15 protein-coding genes are annotated in these 18787 nt (G+C 58.4%); 12 read left to right on the forward strand and 3 right to left on the reverse strand.

All coding sequences use genetic code 11. The features are described 5' to 3' along the window. Positions 1 to 21 precede the first annotated feature (21 nt). The 5 genes from rfbB to ISF27_RS05460 all read left to right on the forward strand — a co-directional run bounded on the left by rfbB (position 22) and on the right by ISF27_RS05460 (position 6290). The gene (gene rfbB, locus ISF27_RS05440; RefSeq protein ID WP_194609951.1) at positions 22 to 1062 is read left to right on the forward strand and encodes a dTDP-glucose 4,6-dehydratase; all 1041 of its coding nucleotides are present in this window, start codon (positions 22 to 24) and stop codon (positions 1060 to 1062) included. Then, on the forward strand, positions 1059 to 1976 hold the full coding sequence (gene rfbD, locus ISF27_RS05445; RefSeq protein ID WP_194609953.1) for a dTDP-4-dehydrorhamnose reductase: 918 nt from the start codon (positions 1059 to 1061) through the stop codon (positions 1974 to 1976). The genes rfbB and rfbD overlap by 4 nt, the downstream gene beginning before the upstream one ends. 19 nt (positions 1977 to 1995) lie before the next feature. Continuing rightward, a complete protein-coding gene (gene glmM, locus ISF27_RS05450) occupies positions 1996 to 3348 on the forward strand; it encodes a phosphoglucosamine mutase (protein WP_194609955.1) in 1353 nt (450 codons plus the stop codon). Further along, positions 3348 to 3854: a transcription elongation factor GreA gene (gene greA, locus ISF27_RS05455; RefSeq protein ID WP_194609957.1), complete on the forward strand. Its 507-nt coding sequence runs from the start codon at positions 3348 to 3350 to the stop codon at positions 3852 to 3854. Before glmM ends, greA begins: the two co-directional genes overlap by 1 nt. Positions 3855 to 4013: 159 nt before the next feature. Beyond that, a complete protein-coding gene (locus ISF27_RS05460) occupies positions 4014 to 6290 on the forward strand; it encodes an ATP-binding cassette domain-containing protein (RefSeq protein WP_194609959.1) in 2277 nt (758 codons plus the stop codon). Here the strand turns inward: ISF27_RS05460 and ISF27_RS05465 are convergent. Both ISF27_RS05465 and ISF27_RS05470 read right to left on the reverse strand, forming a co-directional pair. Further along, the gene (locus ISF27_RS05465) at positions 6253 to 7776 is read right to left on the reverse strand and encodes a BCCT family transporter (protein ID WP_194609961.1); all 1524 of its coding nucleotides are present in this window, start codon (positions 7774 to 7776) and stop codon (positions 6253 to 6255) included. The two genes, ISF27_RS05460 and ISF27_RS05465, sit on opposite strands and share 38 nt — an antisense overlap. A 116-nt stretch (positions 7777 to 7892) precedes the next feature. Continuing rightward, positions 7893 to 8897, reverse strand: a complete 1005-nt coding sequence (locus ISF27_RS05470; RefSeq protein ID WP_194609963.1) for a glycyl-radical enzyme activating protein — start codon at positions 8895 to 8897, stop codon at positions 7893 to 7895. Positions 8898 to 9255: 358 nt separating this feature from the next. On the opposite strand from ISF27_RS05470, the gene ISF27_RS05475 reads away from it, so the two are divergent. Both ISF27_RS05475 and ISF27_RS05480 read left to right on the forward strand, forming a co-directional pair. Next, on the forward strand, positions 9256 to 11454 hold the full coding sequence (locus ISF27_RS05475) for a VanW family protein (RefSeq protein WP_194609965.1): 2199 nt from the start codon (positions 9256 to 9258) through the stop codon (positions 11452 to 11454). Between the two features lie 74 nt (positions 11455 to 11528). Next, a complete protein-coding gene (locus ISF27_RS05480) occupies positions 11529 to 11834 on the forward strand; it encodes an ArsR/SmtB family transcription factor (protein ID WP_194609967.1) in 306 nt (101 codons plus the stop codon). Positions 11835 to 12061: 227 nt separating this feature from the next. On the opposite strand, the gene ISF27_RS05485 is transcribed toward ISF27_RS05480, so the two are convergent. After that, positions 12062 to 13408, reverse strand: a complete 1347-nt coding sequence (locus ISF27_RS05485; RefSeq protein WP_194609969.1) for a butyryl-CoA:acetate CoA-transferase — start codon at positions 13406 to 13408, stop codon at positions 12062 to 12064. Between the two features lie 359 nt (positions 13409 to 13767). Here ISF27_RS05485 and ISF27_RS05490 point away from each other — a divergent pair, with 359 nt between their 5' ends. The 5 genes from ISF27_RS05490 to ISF27_RS05510 all read left to right on the forward strand — a co-directional run bounded on the left by ISF27_RS05490 (position 13768) and on the right by ISF27_RS05510 (position 18775). Then, on the forward strand, positions 13768 to 14946 hold the full coding sequence (locus ISF27_RS05490) for an acetyl-CoA C-acetyltransferase (protein ID WP_194609971.1): 1179 nt from the start codon (positions 13768 to 13770) through the stop codon (positions 14944 to 14946). A gap of 96 nt (positions 14947 to 15042) precedes the next feature. Next, positions 15043 to 15819 (forward strand): enoyl-CoA hydratase-related protein, encoded by a 777-nt coding sequence (locus tag ISF27_RS05495; protein ID WP_194609973.1) that lies wholly within the window; start codon positions 15043 to 15045, stop codon positions 15817 to 15819. 41 nt (positions 15820 to 15860) lie between these two features. Continuing rightward, entirely contained in the window at positions 15861 to 16697 is an 837-nt protein-coding gene (locus tag ISF27_RS05500; protein WP_194609975.1) for a 3-hydroxyacyl-CoA dehydrogenase NAD-binding domain-containing protein, read from the forward strand. A gap of 71 nt (positions 16698 to 16768) precedes the next feature. Continuing rightward, entirely contained in the window at positions 16769 to 17920 is a 1152-nt protein-coding gene (locus ISF27_RS05505; protein ID WP_194609977.1) for an acyl-CoA dehydrogenase, read from the forward strand. Positions 17921 to 17983: 63 nt separating this feature from the next. Next, a complete protein-coding gene (locus tag ISF27_RS05510; protein WP_194609978.1) occupies positions 17984 to 18775 on the forward strand; it encodes an electron transfer flavoprotein subunit beta/FixA family protein in 792 nt (263 codons plus the stop codon). The last annotated feature ends 12 nt before the right edge of the window (positions 18776 to 18787 follow it).

The following is an 18787-nucleotide window of genomic DNA, read 5'->3' on the forward strand; positions in this document are numbered from 1 at the left end:
AGACAAGGAGAGCAGAAGAAAATGAAATTTATCGTTACCGGCGGCGCTGGCTTCATCGGCGGCAATTTCATGCACTATATGGTCAACAAGTATCCGGAGGATCAGTTCATCAATCTTGACCTTCTGACCTACGCGGGGAATCTCGAGACGGTGGCTCCGCTTGAGGGGAAGCCGAACTACCGGTTTGTCCGCGGCGACATCGCGGACCGGAAGTTCATCTTCGACCTCTTTGCCAGGGAGAAGCCGGACGTTGTCGTGAACTTTGCCGCCGAGAGCCATGTGGACCGCTCGATCACCGACCCGGAGGCCTTTGTCCGCACAAACGTGTGCGGAACCACAACGCTGCTGGACGCCTGCCGGACCTATGGCATCAAGCGCTATCACCAGGTTTCCACCGATGAGGTATACGGCGACCTTCCGCTCGACCGCCCGGATCTTTTCTTCACCGAGACCACGCCGCTGCACACCTCAAGCCCCTATTCCGCATCGAAGGCGAGCGCCGACCTCTTTGTCCTCGCCTACCACAGGACATACGGGCTTCCGGTCAGCATTTCCCGCTGCTCGAACAATTACGGGCCGTATCATTTCCCGGAGAAGCTGATCCCGCTCGTGATCAGCCGCGCGCTTGCCGACGAGAAGATTCCGGTGTACGGCACGGGGGCAAATGTCCGTGACTGGCTCTATGTCACCGACCACTGCTCTGCCATTGACCTTGTGGTCCGGAAGGGGCTCGAGGGCGAGGTATACAACATCGGCGGCCACAATGAGCGCACGAACCTCGACGTCGTGAAGACGATCCTCCGCTCGCTGAACAAGCCGGAGAGCCTGATCGAATTTGTGAAGGACCGCCCGGGCCATGACCGCCGCTATGCCATGGATCCGACGAAGATCGAGACAGAGCTCGGCTGGAAGCCGGAGTACACCTTTGACACCGGCATCCCGAAAACCATCGAGTGGTACCTGAGCAACCGCGAGTGGTGGGAGCACATCGTCAGCGGCGAGTATCAGAAATATTTTGACAAGATGTACAGCAAGCGCCTGGCGGAAGGAGAGAACGCATGAAGGTATTTGTGACCGGCGTCGGCGGCCAGCTCGGCCATGATGTCATGAACGATCTCGCTTCCCGGGGAATCGAGGGCATCGGCAGCGATATCCAGCCGGCCTACAGTGGGATCGATGACGGTTCGGCGGTCACCAGGATGCCCTATGTCCCGCTGGACATCACGGACCGGGCAGCGGTGGAGAAGGCCATTGCGGATTCCGGCGCCGACGCGGTTGTGCACTGCGCCGCCTGGACCGCGGTGGACGCCGCCGAGGATCCGGAGAACCGCCCGAAGGTGATGGCGATCAACGTGGACGGCACAAGGAACATCGCAGCCGCGGTGAAGAAGGCCGGGGCAAAGATGATCTACATCAGCACGGACTATGTCTTCGACGGCCAGGGCACTGCGCCGTGGAAGCCGGACTGTAAGGATTACGCCCCGCTCAATGTCTACGGCGAGAGCAAGCTCGGCGGCGAGATGGCCGTCAGCGAAACGCTGGACAAGTATTTTATCGTCCGCATTGCCTGGGTGTTCGGCCTGAACGGCAAAAACTTCATCCGGACCATGCTGAATGTGGGAAAGACCCACGATGAGGTCCGTGTGGTCAATGACCAGATCGGCACGCCGACCTACACGCTGGATCTCGCGAGGCTCCTGGTGGACATGGTGCAGACCGAGAAATACGGATATTATCACGCGACCAACGAGGGCGGGTACATCTCCTGGTATGATTTCACCTGTGAGATCTACCGCCAGGCCGGCATGAAGACAAAGGTCACGCCGGTGACCACCGCGGAGTACGGCCTTTCCAAGGCGGCGAGGCCATTCAACAGCCGTCTCGATAAATCCAAGCTCGCGGAGAATGGCTTTACGCCCCTTCCGGACTGGAAGGACGCGGTCAGCCGCTATCTCCGGGCGCTGGGAGAAATCTGACGGGAGGAACAGAGAAAAGATGGGAAAATATTTTGGCACGGACGGTTTCCGCGGTGAGGCGAATGTCGGCCTTACGGTGGAGAACGCCTTCAGGGTCGGCAGATTCCTGGGCTGGTACTGCGGACAGCAGAACCCGGGGCAGGCATGCCGGGTCGTCATCGGCAAGGATACCCGCCGGAGCAGCTATATGTTTGAGTACGCGCTGGTCGCGGGGCTCACAGCCTCCGGGGCGGACGCATATCTCCTGCATGTGACCACGACGCCGAGCGTGTCCTATGTCGTCCGTACCGAGCGATTTGACTGCGGAATCATGATTTCCGCCAGCCATAACCCTTATTATGACAATGGCATCAAGGTCATCAACGGAAAAGGGGAGAAGCTGGAGGAGTCCGTGATCGTGAAGATCGAGGACTACCTGGACGGGAAAACCGGGGAGATCCCCCTGGCCACCCGGGAGAAGATCGGCCGCACGGTGGACTATGCCGCGGGGCGGAACCGCTATATCGGCTACCTGATCTCCCTGGCCACCCGCTCCTTCAAGGGAAAACGGATCGGCCTCGACTGCGCCAACGGCAGCAGCTCCTCGGTGGCGAAGAACGTCTTCGACGCCCTCGGCGCCGAGACGCACGTCATCAACAGCAGCCCCGACGGCTTCAATATCAACACGGACTGCGGATCCACACACATTGATGGCCTCCGGAAATTCGTCCGGGAGAACGGCCTCGATGTCGGCTTCGCCTACGACGGCGACGCGGACCGCTGCCTCGCGGTCGATGAGGACGGGAACCTCGTGGACGGGGACAAGATCCTCTATGTCTGCGGGAAGTACATGAAGGAGAACGGGACGCTGGTCGGCAACACGGTCGTCACCACGGTCATGAGCAATTTCGGCCTCTATAAGGCATTTGACCGGGAGGGCATTCGGTACGAGAAGACCGCGGTTGGCGACAAATATGTGTATGAGAACATGTCGAAGAACGGCTATGTTCTCGGCGGAGAACAGTCCGGCCACATCATTTTCAGCAAATATGAGACCACCGGCGACGGCATCGTGACGAGCCTCAAGATCATGGAGGCGATGCTCGAGAAGAAGGAGACTCTCGGAAAGCTGGCTTCGGAGGTGACGATCTACCCGCAGGTGCTCAAAAATGTGCGCGTGGCGGACAAGGAAGCCGCGCAGAATGATCCGGCGGTGCTGGCTGAAGCCAGGCAGGTTGCCGATCTCCTCGGGGATACCGGCAGGATTCTCCTCCGGCCGAGCGGCACGGAGCCGGTGATCCGGGTGATGGTGGAGGCGGAGAGCGACGCTCTCTGCGAAAAATATGCGGACCGGGTAGTCCGGGTCCTTGAAGACAGGGCAGGCGAGAGATAATGGGACAGAGACTCACACAGGGTGATATCGACAAGATTAAGGCGGAAATCAACGAGCGGGAGATGGTTGTCCGCCCGAAGGCGCTGGCTGACCTGAAGGAAGCCAGGGCGCAGGGCGACCTCTCGGAGAATTTCGAGTATTACGCGGCAAAGCGCTTCAACAACCAGAACAACAGCCGCATCCGCTATCTCCAGAACCTGCTGAAGACGGCGGTCGTGGTGTCCACGGACTCGAAGGCCGACGAGGTTGGCATCGATGATACCGTGACCGTCTATTTTGAGGATGATGATGAGGAGGACACCTACCGCCTCGTGACCAGCATCCGCAGCAATTCCATGCAGAACCTGGTCAGCATTGAGTCCCCGATCGGGAGGGCCATCCGAGGCCGCAAGGTGGGCGACCGGGTCCAGGTAAGGCTGGACGGCGGCGGCTCCTACTACCTGGTTATCCGCAAGATTGACAAATCCTCCGACAGCGAGGAGAATGACCAGATCAGTTCCTATTGATGAGGAATCTATGGCGCCGGAAGGGACGGGAGACTGTTCCGCCGGCGCCTTTTAACGAGGACAAGCGAAAGCGCAGTCCGAGTTTAGTGGAGTGGCTATCCGCGGAGCGGGGCGCGAGCCCAGCAGTGCCGCTCATGGTATATGATTAGGGAGAAAAAAATGGAAGAATATACCCAGGCCGCCGGCGCCGGTGAGATTGTGGTCGCCGATGCCACAGAGAATAACCTGAAACACGTGTCCCTCCGGATTCCGAAGAAGAAAATCACGGTCTTCACCGGCGTCTCCGGCTCGGGCAAATCCTCGCTTTGTATCGACACGGTGGCGGCGGCCTCGAGGAGGGAGCTGAATGCCACATTTCCCAGCTTTGTCCAGCAATTCCTGCCGAAATACGGGCGCCCGCACGTGCTGCGGATCGAGAACCTGCCGGTGACCATCGTCATCGACCAGAAGAAGCCGGCGTCCAACTCCCGATCCACGGTCGGCACCTACACAGACATTTACGCGCTGCTGCGCCTTCTGTTCTCCCGCGTGGGCAAGCCGTTCATCGGCTACTCGGACAGCTTCTCCTTCAACCACCCTGCCGGCAAATGCACCCGCTGCGACGGCCTGGGGCAGGTGACGGAGCTGGATATCCACAAGCTGGTGGATTTTGACAAGTGCCTGAACGACGAGGGCGTCATCAAATTTCCCGCCTTCACGACAGGCGCCTGGCGCTGGAAGAGATACGCCTACAGCGGCCTTTTTGACCTGGATAAGAAAATCCGGGACTACACGCCGGAGGAGCTGAACCTGTTCCTCTACTCGCCGCAGGTCCGCCTGAAAAATCCGCCGGCGAACTGGCCGAAGAGCGCGAAGTTCGAGGGCATTTACCCGCGGATGTACCGGAGCATCATCGGGACAAAGGAGGGGCAGAAGTTCAAGAACTATCTGGACAAGATGGTCAGCACCTTCACCTGCCCGGACTGCGGGGGAACCCGGGTCAATGATCGGGTGCGCAGCTGTAAGATCAACGGGAAGAACATCGCGGAGGTCTGCGACATGCCGATCCCGGAGGTGCTGGACTTTGTCCGCGGCGTCACAGACCCGCTGGCGGCGGATATCCGCCGTGAGCTGGAGAAGAAGCTGGGCGCGCTCCTGGAGATCGGCCTGGGCTACCTCACGCTGAGCCGCGGCACGGACACCCTGTCCGGCGGCGAGGCGCAGCGCATCAAGATTTCCCGCTATATCACCTCCCCGCTGACCGACATGCTCTACGTCCTCGATGAACCCAGCGTCGGCCTTCACGCGAGAGATATCGCCAACCTGAAAAAGTCGCTGGTGCGGCTCAAAGACCACGGAAATACCGTGCTCATCGTCGAGCATCACCGCGAGATCATCCGGCTTGCGGATCATGTGGTGGATATGGGGCCGATGGCGGGGATGAACGGCGGCCAGGTGATGTACGAGGGCACATACGACGGGCTTGTGGCGTCGGATACCCTGACCGGGCGGATGCTGCGCAGCCGGGTGCCGATGAAAACCGCTTTCCGCGCGCCGACAGGATGGTTTTCCCTGGAACACGCGAACCTGCACAACCTGCGGGATGTATCGGTGAAGCTTCCCCTCGGCGTTCTCACGGTGATCGCCGGGGTTGCCGGCTCCGGGAAGAGCAGCCTCATGGAAGAGTTCATGCGGCAGTACCCCGGCGAGATCATTTCCATCCGGCAGAAGAATATCGGCATCAATCTCCGCTCCACGCCGGCGACCTACCTGGGGATCGCCGACACGATCCGGGAGCGCTTCGCGAAGGAGAACCATGTCTCCGCGAAGCTCTTCTCCTTCAATTCCGAGGGCGCCTGCCCGGTGTGCCACGGCAAGGGCGTCATCGTGTCCGAGATGGCCTACATGGACGCGATCGAGACGACATGCGAGGCCTGCGGCGGGAAGCGGTATTCGGAGAGGGCGCTCTCCTACCGCTGGCGGGGCAGGTCCATCTGGGACGTCATGGATATGACGGTCAACCAGGCCTGCGAATTTTTTGAAAATGAGGAATTTGCGGAAAAACTGAGAACATTGCAGAAAGTCGGCCTGGGCTACCTTCATCTGGACCAGTCGATGACCACCCTCTCGGGCGGCGAACTGCAGCGCATCAAGCTGGCTGACCAGCTGGATAAGGAGGGGCAGGTCTTTGTGATTGATGAGCCCACCGATGGCCTGCATCTCGACGACATCCGCCGGCTGATGGAGGTCTTCGACGGGATGGCTGACCGGGGCAATTCCCTTTTCGTTATCGAGCACAGCCTGGATGTGATGAAGCAGGCAGATTATCTTGTGGAGATGGGGCCGGGCGGCGGCTATGCCGGCGGCCGCCTTCTCTTTGCGGGCACGCCGGCAGAAATGCTGGAGAGCAGCGGAAGCGTTACCGCGCCCTATCTGGCGAGTTCTTTGCTTCCTTGAAAAAGGACGCGATGATCAGGATGATGATGATGGAGACCGGGAAGGCGGCGATGATGGACACCGTCTGGAGGTTTGCCATTGAGCTGTCGCTTCCGACCAGCGCGATCGGGAGCAGGATCAGCAGGACCGACCAGAAGACCTTGAGGCCGACCGGCGGCTCAGCGTCCCCATCCAGGCCGCGGAGCGAGTAGGATGCCGCCACCAGGGCGATGGCGTCAAAGCTTGTCGCGTAGAAGGCGACCATGGTCGCGGCGAGGAGGACGAGAACCGCGGGGGCTAAGGGCAGCATCCGGAGGATGGCGGAGATCGTCTGGTAGAGATCCTGGCTCATCCGGTAGATGCCGATGATATCCAGCCTTCCGGAGACCTGCAGCCCCAGGCTGTAATTGCCGAGGATGATGAAGCTCGTGAACGTCCCGCCGATGCCGGCGATGTAGCCGCCGAGGATCGTCTGCCGGACGGTCCGCCCGCGGGAAATGCTTCCGATGAAGAAGGGCGAAGCGATGCACCAGACCATCCAGTAGGCCCAGTAAAACATGGTCCAGTTCTGGGGAAATGACGTCGTCCGCGTCGGGTCTGTGTAGGTCGAGAGCCCGATGAAGTTCTGCACGAGATTGCCGATGGAGGCGAAACCGGTCTCGATGATGTACCGCGCCTCACCGCCGAAGACCAGGACATAGGCGAGGAGCGCCAAGAAGAGGTAGACACAGGAGGAGGCCAGCTTCATGATGCCGTGCATGCCCTTCGCCACGGAAATGGTGTAGACCAGGCAGGTGATGATGAGGATCGCGATCGTGATGGCCGGGGAGTTCGGGATGTGCAGGAGATCCGCGGTGATCTGGCTCATGAGCGGCGTGGCCAGGCTGAAGGTGGTGGCCGTCCCGGCGAGCAGTGCGAAGACCGCGATGAGGTCAATCAGCCTTCCGGCAGGGCCGTCGATGCGGCTGCCGAGGAGCGGGCGGATGGCTTCCGAATACTTCTGCTTGGAGCAGCCGCGGACGTGCAGCATATAGCCGAAGGCGACCGCGAGAACCAGGTAGAAGCTCCACGGGATCGGACCCCAGTGGAACAGCGGATAGGTGGATGCCCAGTCCTGGATGCTGCCGAGCTCGGCGATGTGCGGGTCCTCCGCGTAGAGGATCCACTCACAGAGCGAGTAGAAGAGGATATCCGCGGCGAGCCCGGAGGTGAACATCATCGCGCCCCAGGCAAAATTGGAATATTTCGGCTTTTCCCCCGGCTTCCCCAGGCGGATCCTGCCGTAGGAGGAGAACGAGAGGTAGAGGGAGATCAGGAAGACCCCGAGGCCGACGGCCAGATACCAGGTTCCGAAATTCTCGCTGAGAAAAGAGCGGATCAGGGCGAGGACATTCTTCGAAGCTTCCGGCGCGGTGAGAAAGGCGGCGCAGAGAAGGAGAATGGCCGCGAAAGGCACGGCGATGATGAGCGGATCCAGATTGTGCCGGGAAAACGGTTGATTGTTCATAAAGTTTCTTCCCTCCAACAATGTTCAATTTAATGAAAAAATATCAACTATTGAACAGTATAGCATGGGAACCCGGGGAAAGCAAGAAAAGATTCCGGATCTTCTCCGGAATCTTTTCAGAGCTGCATTTCTTCACGATCATCGAGGGAATCAAAAGGAATGGTCAGATGGCGTACCCTTAAGCCGTAGCGCTGGAGAATCTCGCGGAACCGGTTGAGCTTCTCCGGGGAAATGTTGGTGTCCGGCGCGCCGTACCGGCGCAGGCTGGCCATCCTGGACTGGGCAGCCGTCATGGCCGCGCTGTGGAGATTCCTCCGCGAGGGGACGGGATCAGCGCAGCCGTACTTATAGCGGTCGAGTTCATCAAAATTAGCGAGATAGACATGCCGCACCCCGTGTTTGGTGAGCAGTGCGCCAAATCCGTTCGCGTCGCAGTCCGCGTCATTGATGTGGGGAATCACGGAAATTTTTACCGCCACCTCCCGCCCGGCGGCGATGAGGCAGTCCAGGTTAGACAGGATCTGCCGGTTGCTGACGCCGGTCAGGCGGACATGCAGGCGGGGATCATAGTGCTTGATGTCCATGATCACCTGGTCCGCGTTCTGGGTGAGGCGGGCGAATTCAAAATCCGAGAGAAAGCCGTGGGTATTCACACAGGTATGAATGCCGTTTTCCCGGCAGAAACGGAGGATTTCGCGGGCGAAACTGACATCCCCGTGATGGTTCACGCCGACCAGCATGAGCCCGCCGCCTTCATGGTAGCAGGCAAGGTCATGCGTCAGGCGCTTCTTCACTTCCTCCAGGGTAACTATCGAGCCGGAAAAATCGATGCCCCGTGCCGGGCAGTGCTGCTGGCAGCGGAGGCAGCGGCCGCAGGTCCGGGGATTGTAGGTGAGGACACCGTCTTCAAAGTGCAGGCTGCCGGTCGGGCAGTCCCTCTCGCAGAGATGGCAGAAAAGACATTTGCCGCTGTCCCAGATCAGGGACGGTTCCGGCGTCTCCGGCATCGGGTGCATGCACCACTGGCACCGGAGAGCGCAGCCGCAGAAATAGAGAATCGTCCGAAGGCCTGCATTGTCCGGGAGATATTCCTTCCGCGTACCTAAGATATTTGCCTGCATTCTCACACCTCTCTGAAATTTCTGTCACAAATCGTAAGTCACAATTATTTAACGGCGTAAATTTTCAGCCTTTCACAGAAAAAACCGGAAAATTGCTGGCAACTTTCCGGTGATCATTCGACGTGTTAGATTCTAGGATGATTCCGGGACAAAGTCAACGCGGCGGCGGATTTTCGGCATATTGTCCGTGAAAGGCAAAGATCGGCGAAAATTTTTGTCAGGGTTTTGACGGAAAATTGACTCGGGAAAAGGTTGCGCCGATATAACAAAAAGACTATTATGGTAAAGCGGCGCTGGAAAAAGCCGTATTTTACAAGTGTTTGTCGAATATTACGATTCTATGAATAAAGAGGGGAACATGAGCACAAACGAGAGCAGATCAGACAGCAGAAGCCCGGAAAGAGGCGTGGGCAGAACCCGCACTGGGAATACGGGGAGCAGCCGGTACGGAAGCAGCAGCCGCGCCGGAAGCAGCCGTACCGGGAGCAGCAGATATGGGAGCGGCAGCCGTTCCGGGAGCGGAAACCGGACGGAGAGCGGAAGAACCGCAGGCAGCCGTGCCGGAGGCCGGTCACACGACGGTTATGAGCGTGCGGGGCGCCGGGGCGCCGGGAGCGCTGCCGGCGGTTACAGCGGGCATAATTATGGAAGATACAGCCGGAACAGGCGGCCGAAGAAGGACAGGAGCATCCTGTATCTCAGCCTTCTCCTGATTGTCCTGGTTGTCGTTGCCGCGGCACTTTTATGGAGCCGCCGCGGGGGCACCGCCGGCGGGGAGACTGTGGAGTCGCTTGCCGCCGGGGAATCCACGGTGAACACCGCGGTCATCGAGGGTGACCTTACCGTCGATTATTCCGCCCTCACAGGGGAATCCGGCGACCATGTCCTGAACCTCAAGGGGATGAATGAGGAGGAAGCGCTCAAGGCGCTGGAGGGCAAATATACCTGGTCACTCAAGGTGATGAATACCAACCCGTATCTCGACAGCTTCACCATGCCGTCGCTCACGGACAAGGTCGATTCCGCATCTGAGACCGGGGCGGACGCCGAGGGCTCAGTCCAGGAGGTCCAGGTGGACGACCCGCTGGCCAACGTCACCATCCGTCCCTCCAAGGAGGAGTTTGATGTCCCGGACCAGGTGAAGCCGGAGATCGAGAAGTTGGTTGCCGGAATCTATGAGGATTACGCGAAGGGGAACGGAAGGGGTTCGTCTGACCAGGCGTCTTCCGCAGCCGGGAGCAAGTCCGGCAAGGCATCTTCCGCAGCAGGCAGCACCTCCGATCAGGCGTCTTCCGCGGCGGGGAGCTCGTCCGGCAAGGCGGATTATACGCTGAAGCTTCCGGATTTCACCGATACGGCGAAGGATCTCGCCACACAGCTTGCCGCCGTGTGGGATGACAAGCCGAAGAACGGCGACATCACTTCCTATGATAAGTCTTCCGACAGTTTCAAATTCGGCGGCAGCGAGGACGGCTATGCCTTTGACAAGGACAAGATCGGAGCTGCCCTTGCGGACGCGATGAACAGCCGCAAGTACACGGAGACCATCCAGGCCGCGGGGAATACGGTGAGCGGGGAGGCCCAGTCCGCGAAGGATAAGTACAAGACCATATCGACATTTACCACCAAGACCACGTCGAACGAGGTTCGAAACAAGAACGTCCGCCTGGCCTGCGAGACGGTCAACGGCACGGTGCTCCGCCCGGGCGAGGAGTTCTCCTTCAACAACGTCGTCGGCGAGAGAACCGAGGCCAAGGGCTATGGGCCGGCAGGCGCCTACAACAACGGCGAGGTTGTCCAGGAGATCGGCGGCGGGGTCTGCCAGGTTTCTTCCACTCTGTTCAACGCGGTATACCGGGCCGGGCTGACCACCACCTACCGCCGTTCGCACACCTTTGAGCCCAGCTATGTTACCCCGGGCATGGACGCCACCGTCTCCTGGGGCGGGCCGGATTACCGGTTTGTCAACAGCTCCGACCACGCGATCGGCATCAGGGCATCGTACAGCAGCCAGACCTGCACCGTCAGCATCTACGGCGTGCCGGTTCTGGACGACGGCGTGACCTGGACGATGGAATCGACGAAGACTAAGGATCTTCCGCTGGAGGATCCGGAGATCATCACTTCCGGCAGCCCGTCTGCCGGAACCCAGGGCAGCGTCTGGGAAGTTTATAAGGTTGTGAAAAAGAACGGCGAGGAAGTGTCCAGGACGCTGGATCACACAACGAACTATAAGGGGCACCGCCCGAAGAAGCTGGCTTCGTCCGCAGCTACATCGACGGCAGCGGCGCAAGCTTCGACGGCGGCACCGCAACCGGAGACACCGTCGCCGGCGACTGAGCCCGCAACCGTGGCACCGGCAACGGAAGCGCCGCAGACCGCGGCGCCCACGACGACGGCAGCAGCGAAGGGGCCGAATGACGAGGGAACAAAATCCGAGACGACAGCGGCGGCGAAGCCGGCCGCGCCCGGCGGCGGTTCGTCCGAGACAGTCAGCGCGCCGACAGCGGCGGAGAAGGGCGGTGACGAGGCCGCGGCAGGCGGCCCTGGCAACTGACCCGGCTATGAACTGATCAGTCGGCCGGTCAGTTTGCCCGGCTGCAAACTGACCGTACGGAGAGGAGGAGTGCGATGCCGGAAAATAAGATCAGGGCGTGCGAGGAGGACTTCCAGCGCCTTGCGGATCTCTATAAGATGTTCGCGGATCCCACGAGGGTGAAAATTATGTACACCCTTTCCGGCGGAGAGCTCTGCGTCCAGGACATCGCCGAGGCGCTCGACATGACGCAGTCGGCGATTTCCCATCAGCTCAGCATCCTCCGCCAGGCCCGCCTGGTCAAGAGCCGGCGTGACGGCCGCTCCATCCGCTATTCCCTGGACGACGACCATGTGGAGTGGATCCTCGCCAAGGGGATGGAACACGTGCGGGAAGAGTGATCAGTGATCCGTAAGTCTGTCCGTATACCGTCTTTCTGCCATAGGTAAAACAGGGAAGATACGCGGAACAGGTAAAAAATAGAAGGAGCCGCCTCACGATGCGATTTCGTGTGGCGGCTCCTTTCGTCATGCAGGGCACTTCATGGGCGCGGACTCAGCGGGCGAAGTGCAGGTCTGGCGCATAAAACCCTTCCGGGCGGTGATGGATGCCCGGAAAGGGGGCAGGCTTATTTGTTGCTTCTTCTCCAGATGTGCTGGGCTTCCGCTGCCTTGATCAGCTCATCTCGGAAATCCGGATGGGCGATATTGATCAGCTGCTCGGCTCTCTGCCAGGTGCTGAGACCTTTCAGGTTCACCATGCCGTACTCGGTGACGATGTACACCGGGCAGGTTCTGGGGTCGGTCATGATCGTGCACGGAATGTGGGACGGCTTGATCCGGGAAGCCAGGCTTCCGTCCTTGTTGGTAAATGTGGACGGCATGCAGATGAAGCTCTTCCCGCCCTTGGACAGGTAGGCGCCCATGACGAAATCGAGCTGGCCGCCGGTTCCGGAGATCTGCTTTGTGCCGACGGATTCCGCGCTGATCTGCCCGTAGAGATCCATGTCGATCGCGGTATTGATTGATATAAAATTATCAATCGAGGCAATCACGTGGACATCGTTCACGTAGTCTACCGGAGCGCTCATGCACGCCGGGTTATTGTCAATGTAGTCATAGAGCTTCTTGGTGCCCGCGCCGAAGGCGTAAACCTGGCGCCCGCGGTCAATGTTCTTCCGCGCGCCCGTGATCTTGCCGGCCTTCGCGATGTCGACAAAGGCATCTACGTACATCTCCGTGTGGACGCCGAGATCCTTGAGGTCCGAATCGGCGATCAGCGCGCCGACAGCGTTCGGCATGCCGCCGATCCCGAGCTGCAGGCAGGCACCGTCCGGAATCTCCTTCACGATCATCTCCGCGACCTTGCGGTCCACGTCGCTCGGCTCACCGCCGCCGCCAAGCTCCGCGATCGGCGGGTTATCCCCCTCGATGATCATATTGACGCGGGAGATCGGGATCCCCTCGCCGAAGCCGCCAAGGCAGCGGGGCATATTCTTGTTGACCTCGACAATCACGCACTGCGAATTGGCGCAGACCGCGTCCAGGTGGGAAGCGGAGGGGCCGAAGTTAAAATAGCCGTTCTCGTCCATCGGCGCAACCTGGATGGCGGTAACTGCCGGCTTGTCCTCCGCCGGCATATCGCGGTAATATCTCGGCAGCTCGGAGTAGCGCATCGGGCTGAAGAAGGAATAGCCCTTCGCGATAGCTTTTCTCTCAATGCCGCCCATGTGCCAGGAGTTCCAGCAGAGGTGCTCCTCCGGATGATCGATCTTGAAGATCTCCGGCACCCAGCAGAGGATGCCGCCGCGGAATTTTACATCGTGAAGTTCCGGCATTCTTTTGGCCAGCGCCTTGTCGAAAGCAACCGGCGTCCCGACAGCCCAGCCGTAATCCACCCAGTCGCCGGACTTGACGACGGCGGCAGCCTGATCCGCGGAAACCAGCTTCTCCTGATAGAGTTTCTGATAATCCATAACCATTTACCTGCCTTTTTTTGAAAAATGTTCCCGCAGGACCCGCCTGCGTTCCGGACATTGGAAAAAAATTGATTTTTCCGATGACTTCCATGTCAAAACATGATATAAAAAAGTGTAGCATTTCAGCAAATTCGTGTCAATGCACCGAAGTGCCACGTAGACAGATATTTCATTTCGCTTGAAAAAATTCAAAAGCATACAAAAAAATACAGGATTTCGCACAAACTGATATTGATATTTATTTGACAGTCTATGGACAGCGTGTTAAAATTAGGATGTTCTGAGAGAGCCAAGGAAGTGGGGGTTCCGAGGCCAAGATCACTGACCAGACTGAAAAGAGCAAGGAGGAGTTTCAAATGGCAAAGAAAGTTGTTATTGCCGGCGCATGCCGTACAGCAATCGGTAAGATGGGCGGAGAGCTCAGTTCATTGAGCGCGGTCCAGATGGGTTCTATCGTAATTAAAGAGGCGCTGAACCGTGCCGGCGTGAAGCCCGAGCAGGTTGATGAAGTCCTGATGGGCTGCGTTCTTCAGGCAGCACAGGGACAGAACGTTGCCAGACAGGCATCCATCGGGGCAGGACTTCCGGTTGAGGTACCGGCGGTTACCCTGAACGTTGTCTGCGGTTCCGGCCTTAACGCGGTCAATATGGCAGCCGATATGATCCTCGCCGGTGAGGCGGACATCATCGTTGCCGGCGGCATGGAGAGCATGTCCAACGCGCCGTTCGCCCTGAAGAAGGCGCGCTTCGGCTATAGAATGAACAACGGTACCCTTGTGGATACCATGGTAAATGATGGCCTCTGGGACGCATTTAATGATTATCACATGATCCGTACAGCGGATAACGTAGCGAAGAAGTGGAATCTGACCCGTGAGGAGATCGATGAGTTCTCCTACAACAGCCAGATGAAGGCAGCAGCTGCCATGAAGGCCGGAAAGTTCAAAGAAGAGATTGTTCCGGTAACCGTAAAGCAGAAGAAGCAGACGGTTGTCGTGGATACCGATGAAGGCCCGCGTCCGACCACCACGATGGAAGGCCTGGCTAAGCTGAAGACCATCAACGCGGATGGCGTAACCACCGCAGGCAATGCTTCCGGAATTAACGACGGCGGCGCAGCTGTGGTTGTGATGAGCGAGGAGAAGGCGAAGGAGCTCGGCGTTAAGCCGATGGCTACCTGGGTTGCCGGCGCGCTTGCCGGTGTTGACCCGGCGATCATGGGCATCGGCCCGGTTTACGCGACCAGAAAGGTGATGGCGAAGACCGGCCTGACCATCGATGACTTCGACCTCTATGAGGCAAACGAGGCTTTTGCCGCTCAGTCTGTAGCGGTTGGCAAAGAGCTTCACTTCGATATGAACAAGCTGAACGTCAACGGCGGTGCCGTTGCCCTGGGTCACCCGATCGGTGCTTCCGGCTGCCGTATCCTGGTTACCCTGCTCTACGAGATGCAGAAGAGAAATGCCAAGAGAGGACTTGCTACCCTCTGCATCGGCGGCGGCATGGGATGCGCGACGATCGTTGAGCGTGACTGATTAAACAGAAAAAATGCCGAAAGGCCCCGCGATGAGCGGGGCCAATCGCGGTACTATCCGGATCCGGGAGATCCCCGGAGGAAAGGATAACAGAAGATGAGTCTAGTATTATATGAGGTTCAGGACGGCGTGGGCGTCGTCACCATCAACCGCCCGGAAGCCCTGAATGCTCTGAACACCCCGCTCCTCGAGGAGCTGGATAAGGTCATTGATGAGGTCGATACGGACAGCGTCCGCTGCCTGATCATCACCGGTGCCGGCCAGAAATCTTTCGTCGCCGGCGCGGATATCGGCGAGATGAAGGACATGAACAGCCGCGAGGCAATGATCTTCGGCGCGAGGGGCAATGACACCTTTGAGAAGATCGAGCGGCTCCCGATCCCGGTGATCGCTGCGGTTAACGGATACGCGCTGGGCGGCGGCTGTGAGCTGTCTCTGGCTTGCGATTTCCGCATCTGCTCGGACAACGCGGTCTTCGGCCAGCCGGAAACCGGGCTTGGCATCACGCCGGGCTTCGGCGGCACACAGCGCCTGATGCGGGTGGTTGGCTCCGGTATGGCGAAGCAGATGATCTACACCGCACGCAATATCAAGGCGGATGAGGCATACCGCATTGGCCTGGTCAATCAGGTCTGCACACAGGAGGAACTCCTGCCGACAGTGAAAAAGCTCGCCACCCAGATCGCAAAGAACGCCCCGATTGCCGTCCGCGGTTCCAAGCAGGCGATCAATGCCGCTGACCGCCTGGGTGTCGAGTATGGAAAAGTGGTTGAGGAGAAATGCTTCGGCAGTTGCTTTGAGACCCACGATCAGCAGGAAGGCATGGGCGCGTTCCTGGAGAAGAGAAAAGAGAAGACATTTACCAACAGCTGATTCAATGCCTGATGGTTTATGACAGGTACAGGAGGAAAATGATGAAGGTCGCAATTATCGGCGCCGGAACGATGGGTTCCGGTATCGGGCAGGCATTTGCCCAGAACAAGGAAGTTGACACCGTCTATCTCTGCGATATCAAGCAGGAATTCGCTGACGGAGGAAAGGCGAAGATCAAGAAGCAGCTTGACCGCCAGGTAGCTAAGGGTAAGCTTGACCAGGCAGCAGCGGATGAGATCCTGGGCAAGGTGAAAACCGGCCTCAAGGACATCTGCGGCGACGCGGATCTCGTGGTCGAGGCCGCGATCGAGAACCTGCAGATCAAACAGGATACTTTCAAGGAACTGGACAAGATCTGCAAGCCGGAAGCCCTGTTCGCCACGAACACGTCCTCCCTTTCCATCACCGCAATCAGCAAAGGGCTCAACCGCCCGCTGATCGGTATGCATTTCTTCAACCCGGCTCCGGTCATGAAGCTGATCGAGGTTATCGCCGGGCTCAACACGCCGAAGGAAATGGTAGAGAAGGTCAAGGAGATTGCTGTGGCCATCGGCAAGACGCCGGTTGAGGTCAATGAGGGTCCGGGATTTGTGGTCAACCGCATCCTGATCCCGATGATCAATGAGGCAGCGTTCATCTATTCTGAGGGCATTGCTTCCGCAGAGGATATCGATACGGCCATGAAGCTGGGTGCGAATCACCCAATGGGTCCGCTGGCTCTGGGAGACCTGATCGGCCTGGATGTCTGCCTGGCGATCATGGAGGTCCTGCAGAACGAGACCGGCGATCCGAAGTATCGTCCGGCGCCGATCCTCCGCAAGATGGTACGCGGAGGAAAGCTTGGCCGCAAGACCGGAGAGGGCTTCTTCAAGTATTGATGGGGTAACCCGGGGGCGGCTCCCCATGGGCCGTCCCCTTAGGGATATATTATTGATGGAGGAAATAAAACATGGATTTCACGATGGACAAACAGCATGAAATGGCGAGAAAGTTATTCCATGACTTCGCCGAGAACGAAGTAAAGCCGCTGGCTCAGGAAATTGATGAGACAGAGGAGTTCCCGAGGGAGAATGTCGCCAAGATGCAGAAACTCGGCTTCATGGGCATTCCGTTCCCGAAGGAGTACGGCGGCCAGGGCTGCGACCCGCTTACCTACGTAATGCTGGTTGAGGAGCTCTCCAAGGTCTGCGGCACGACAGGTGTTATCGTCTCCGCACATACCTCCCTCTGCGCTGATCCGATCATGACCTTCGGTACCGAGGAGCAGAAGCAGAAGTACCTGGTTCCGCTCTGCAAGGGCGAAAAGCTCGGCGCATTCGGACTTACCGAGCCTGGTGCCGGCACAGATGCCCAGGGTCAGCAGACCAAGGCAGTTCTCGACGGCGATGAGTGGGTGCTCAACGGCTCCAAGTGCTTCATCACCAACGGCAAGGAAGCTGATATCTACATCATCATCGCGGTTACCGGCACGGTTGAGAAGCACGGAAGAAAGCAGAAGGAAATCTCCTCCTTCATCGTCGAGAAGGGCACTCCGGGCTTCACCTTCGGAACCAAGGAGAAGAAGATGGGTATCCACGCTTCTTCCACCTATGAGCTCATTTTCCAGGACTGCAGAATCCCGAAGGAGAATATCCTCGGCCCGAAGGGTGACGGCTTCAAGATCGCCATGCACACGCTCGATGGCGGACGTATCGGTATCGCCGCACAGGCTCTCGGTATCGCAGAGGGTGCTCTCGACAAGACCGTCGCCTATGTGAAGGAGAGAAAGCAGTTCGGCCGTTCCATCGCGCAGTTCCAGAATACACAGTTCCAGCTGGCTGATATGGCAACAAAGATTAAGGCGGCACAGCTCCTTGTTTACCGCGCGGCAGAGGCAAAGAAGAATCAGAAGAGATATTCCGTTGAGGCAGCTATGGCGAAGCTCTACGCGGCTGAGACGGCAATGGAAGTCACCACAAAGTGCGTACAGCTCCACGGCGGCTACGGCTACATGAGGGAGTATGACGTTGAGCGCATGATGCGTGATGCCAAGATCACCGAGATCTACGAGGGCACATCCGAGGTTCAGAGAATGGTTATCTCCAGCTCTCTGCTGAGATAAGCATTTTTCGGAAGAAAGCACACAACTCAGGGATATCTTAAAAGAATAAGGAGTGAATATACCGTGAAAATCGTAGTTTGCATTAAACAGGTCCCCGATACCAAGGGCGGAGTTAAGTTTAATCCGGACGGCACGCTGAACAGAGCAGCCATGCTGGCTATCATGAACCCGGACGACAAGGCAGGACTTGAGGCAGCTCTCCGCCTCAAGGATCAGTACGGCGCTGAGGTTACCGTTGTAACCATGGGCCTTCCGAAGGCAGACGAGGTTCTGCGCGAGGCTATGGCCATGGGCGCAGACAAGGGTATCCTGGTTACCGACCGCGTTCTCGGCGGCGCAGATACCTGGGCTACCTCCCAGACCATCGCCGGCGCTGTCCGCAACCTCGACTATGACCTGATCATCACCGGCCGCCAGGCCATCGACGGCGATACCGCGCAGGTAGGACCGCAGCTGTCTGAGCATCTTCATATTCCGGTAATCAGCTATGCGCAGAAGATCCGCGAGATCAACCTCGAGGAGAGATACATCGTTGTTGAGCGCCAGTATGACGACAGATATCACGTTGTCAAGGCTAAGCTCCCCTGCCTGATTACCGCTCTTTCCGAGCTGAACACACCCCGGTACATGACCCCGGGCGGCATTTTCGATGCTTACGCCAAGGAAGTTACCGTATGGCACAGGGCAGATCTGAAAGATCTCGATGATTCCAACATCGGTCTTGCCGGATCTCCGACCAAGATTGCCAAGGCTTCCGATAAGGTGAGAAAGGGTGCCGGAACCAAGGTTGAGCTTGATCCGTCCGCATCCGCCGACTATATCGTTGAGAAGCTCGAAGAAAAGCACATTATCTGATCGCACAGAAGA

The organism is Clostridium vitabionis (genome assembly GCF_015351765.1).
GTDB classification, from domain to species: Bacteria; Bacillota; Clostridia; order Lachnospirales; family Lachnospiraceae; genus Clostridium_R; species Clostridium_R vitabionis.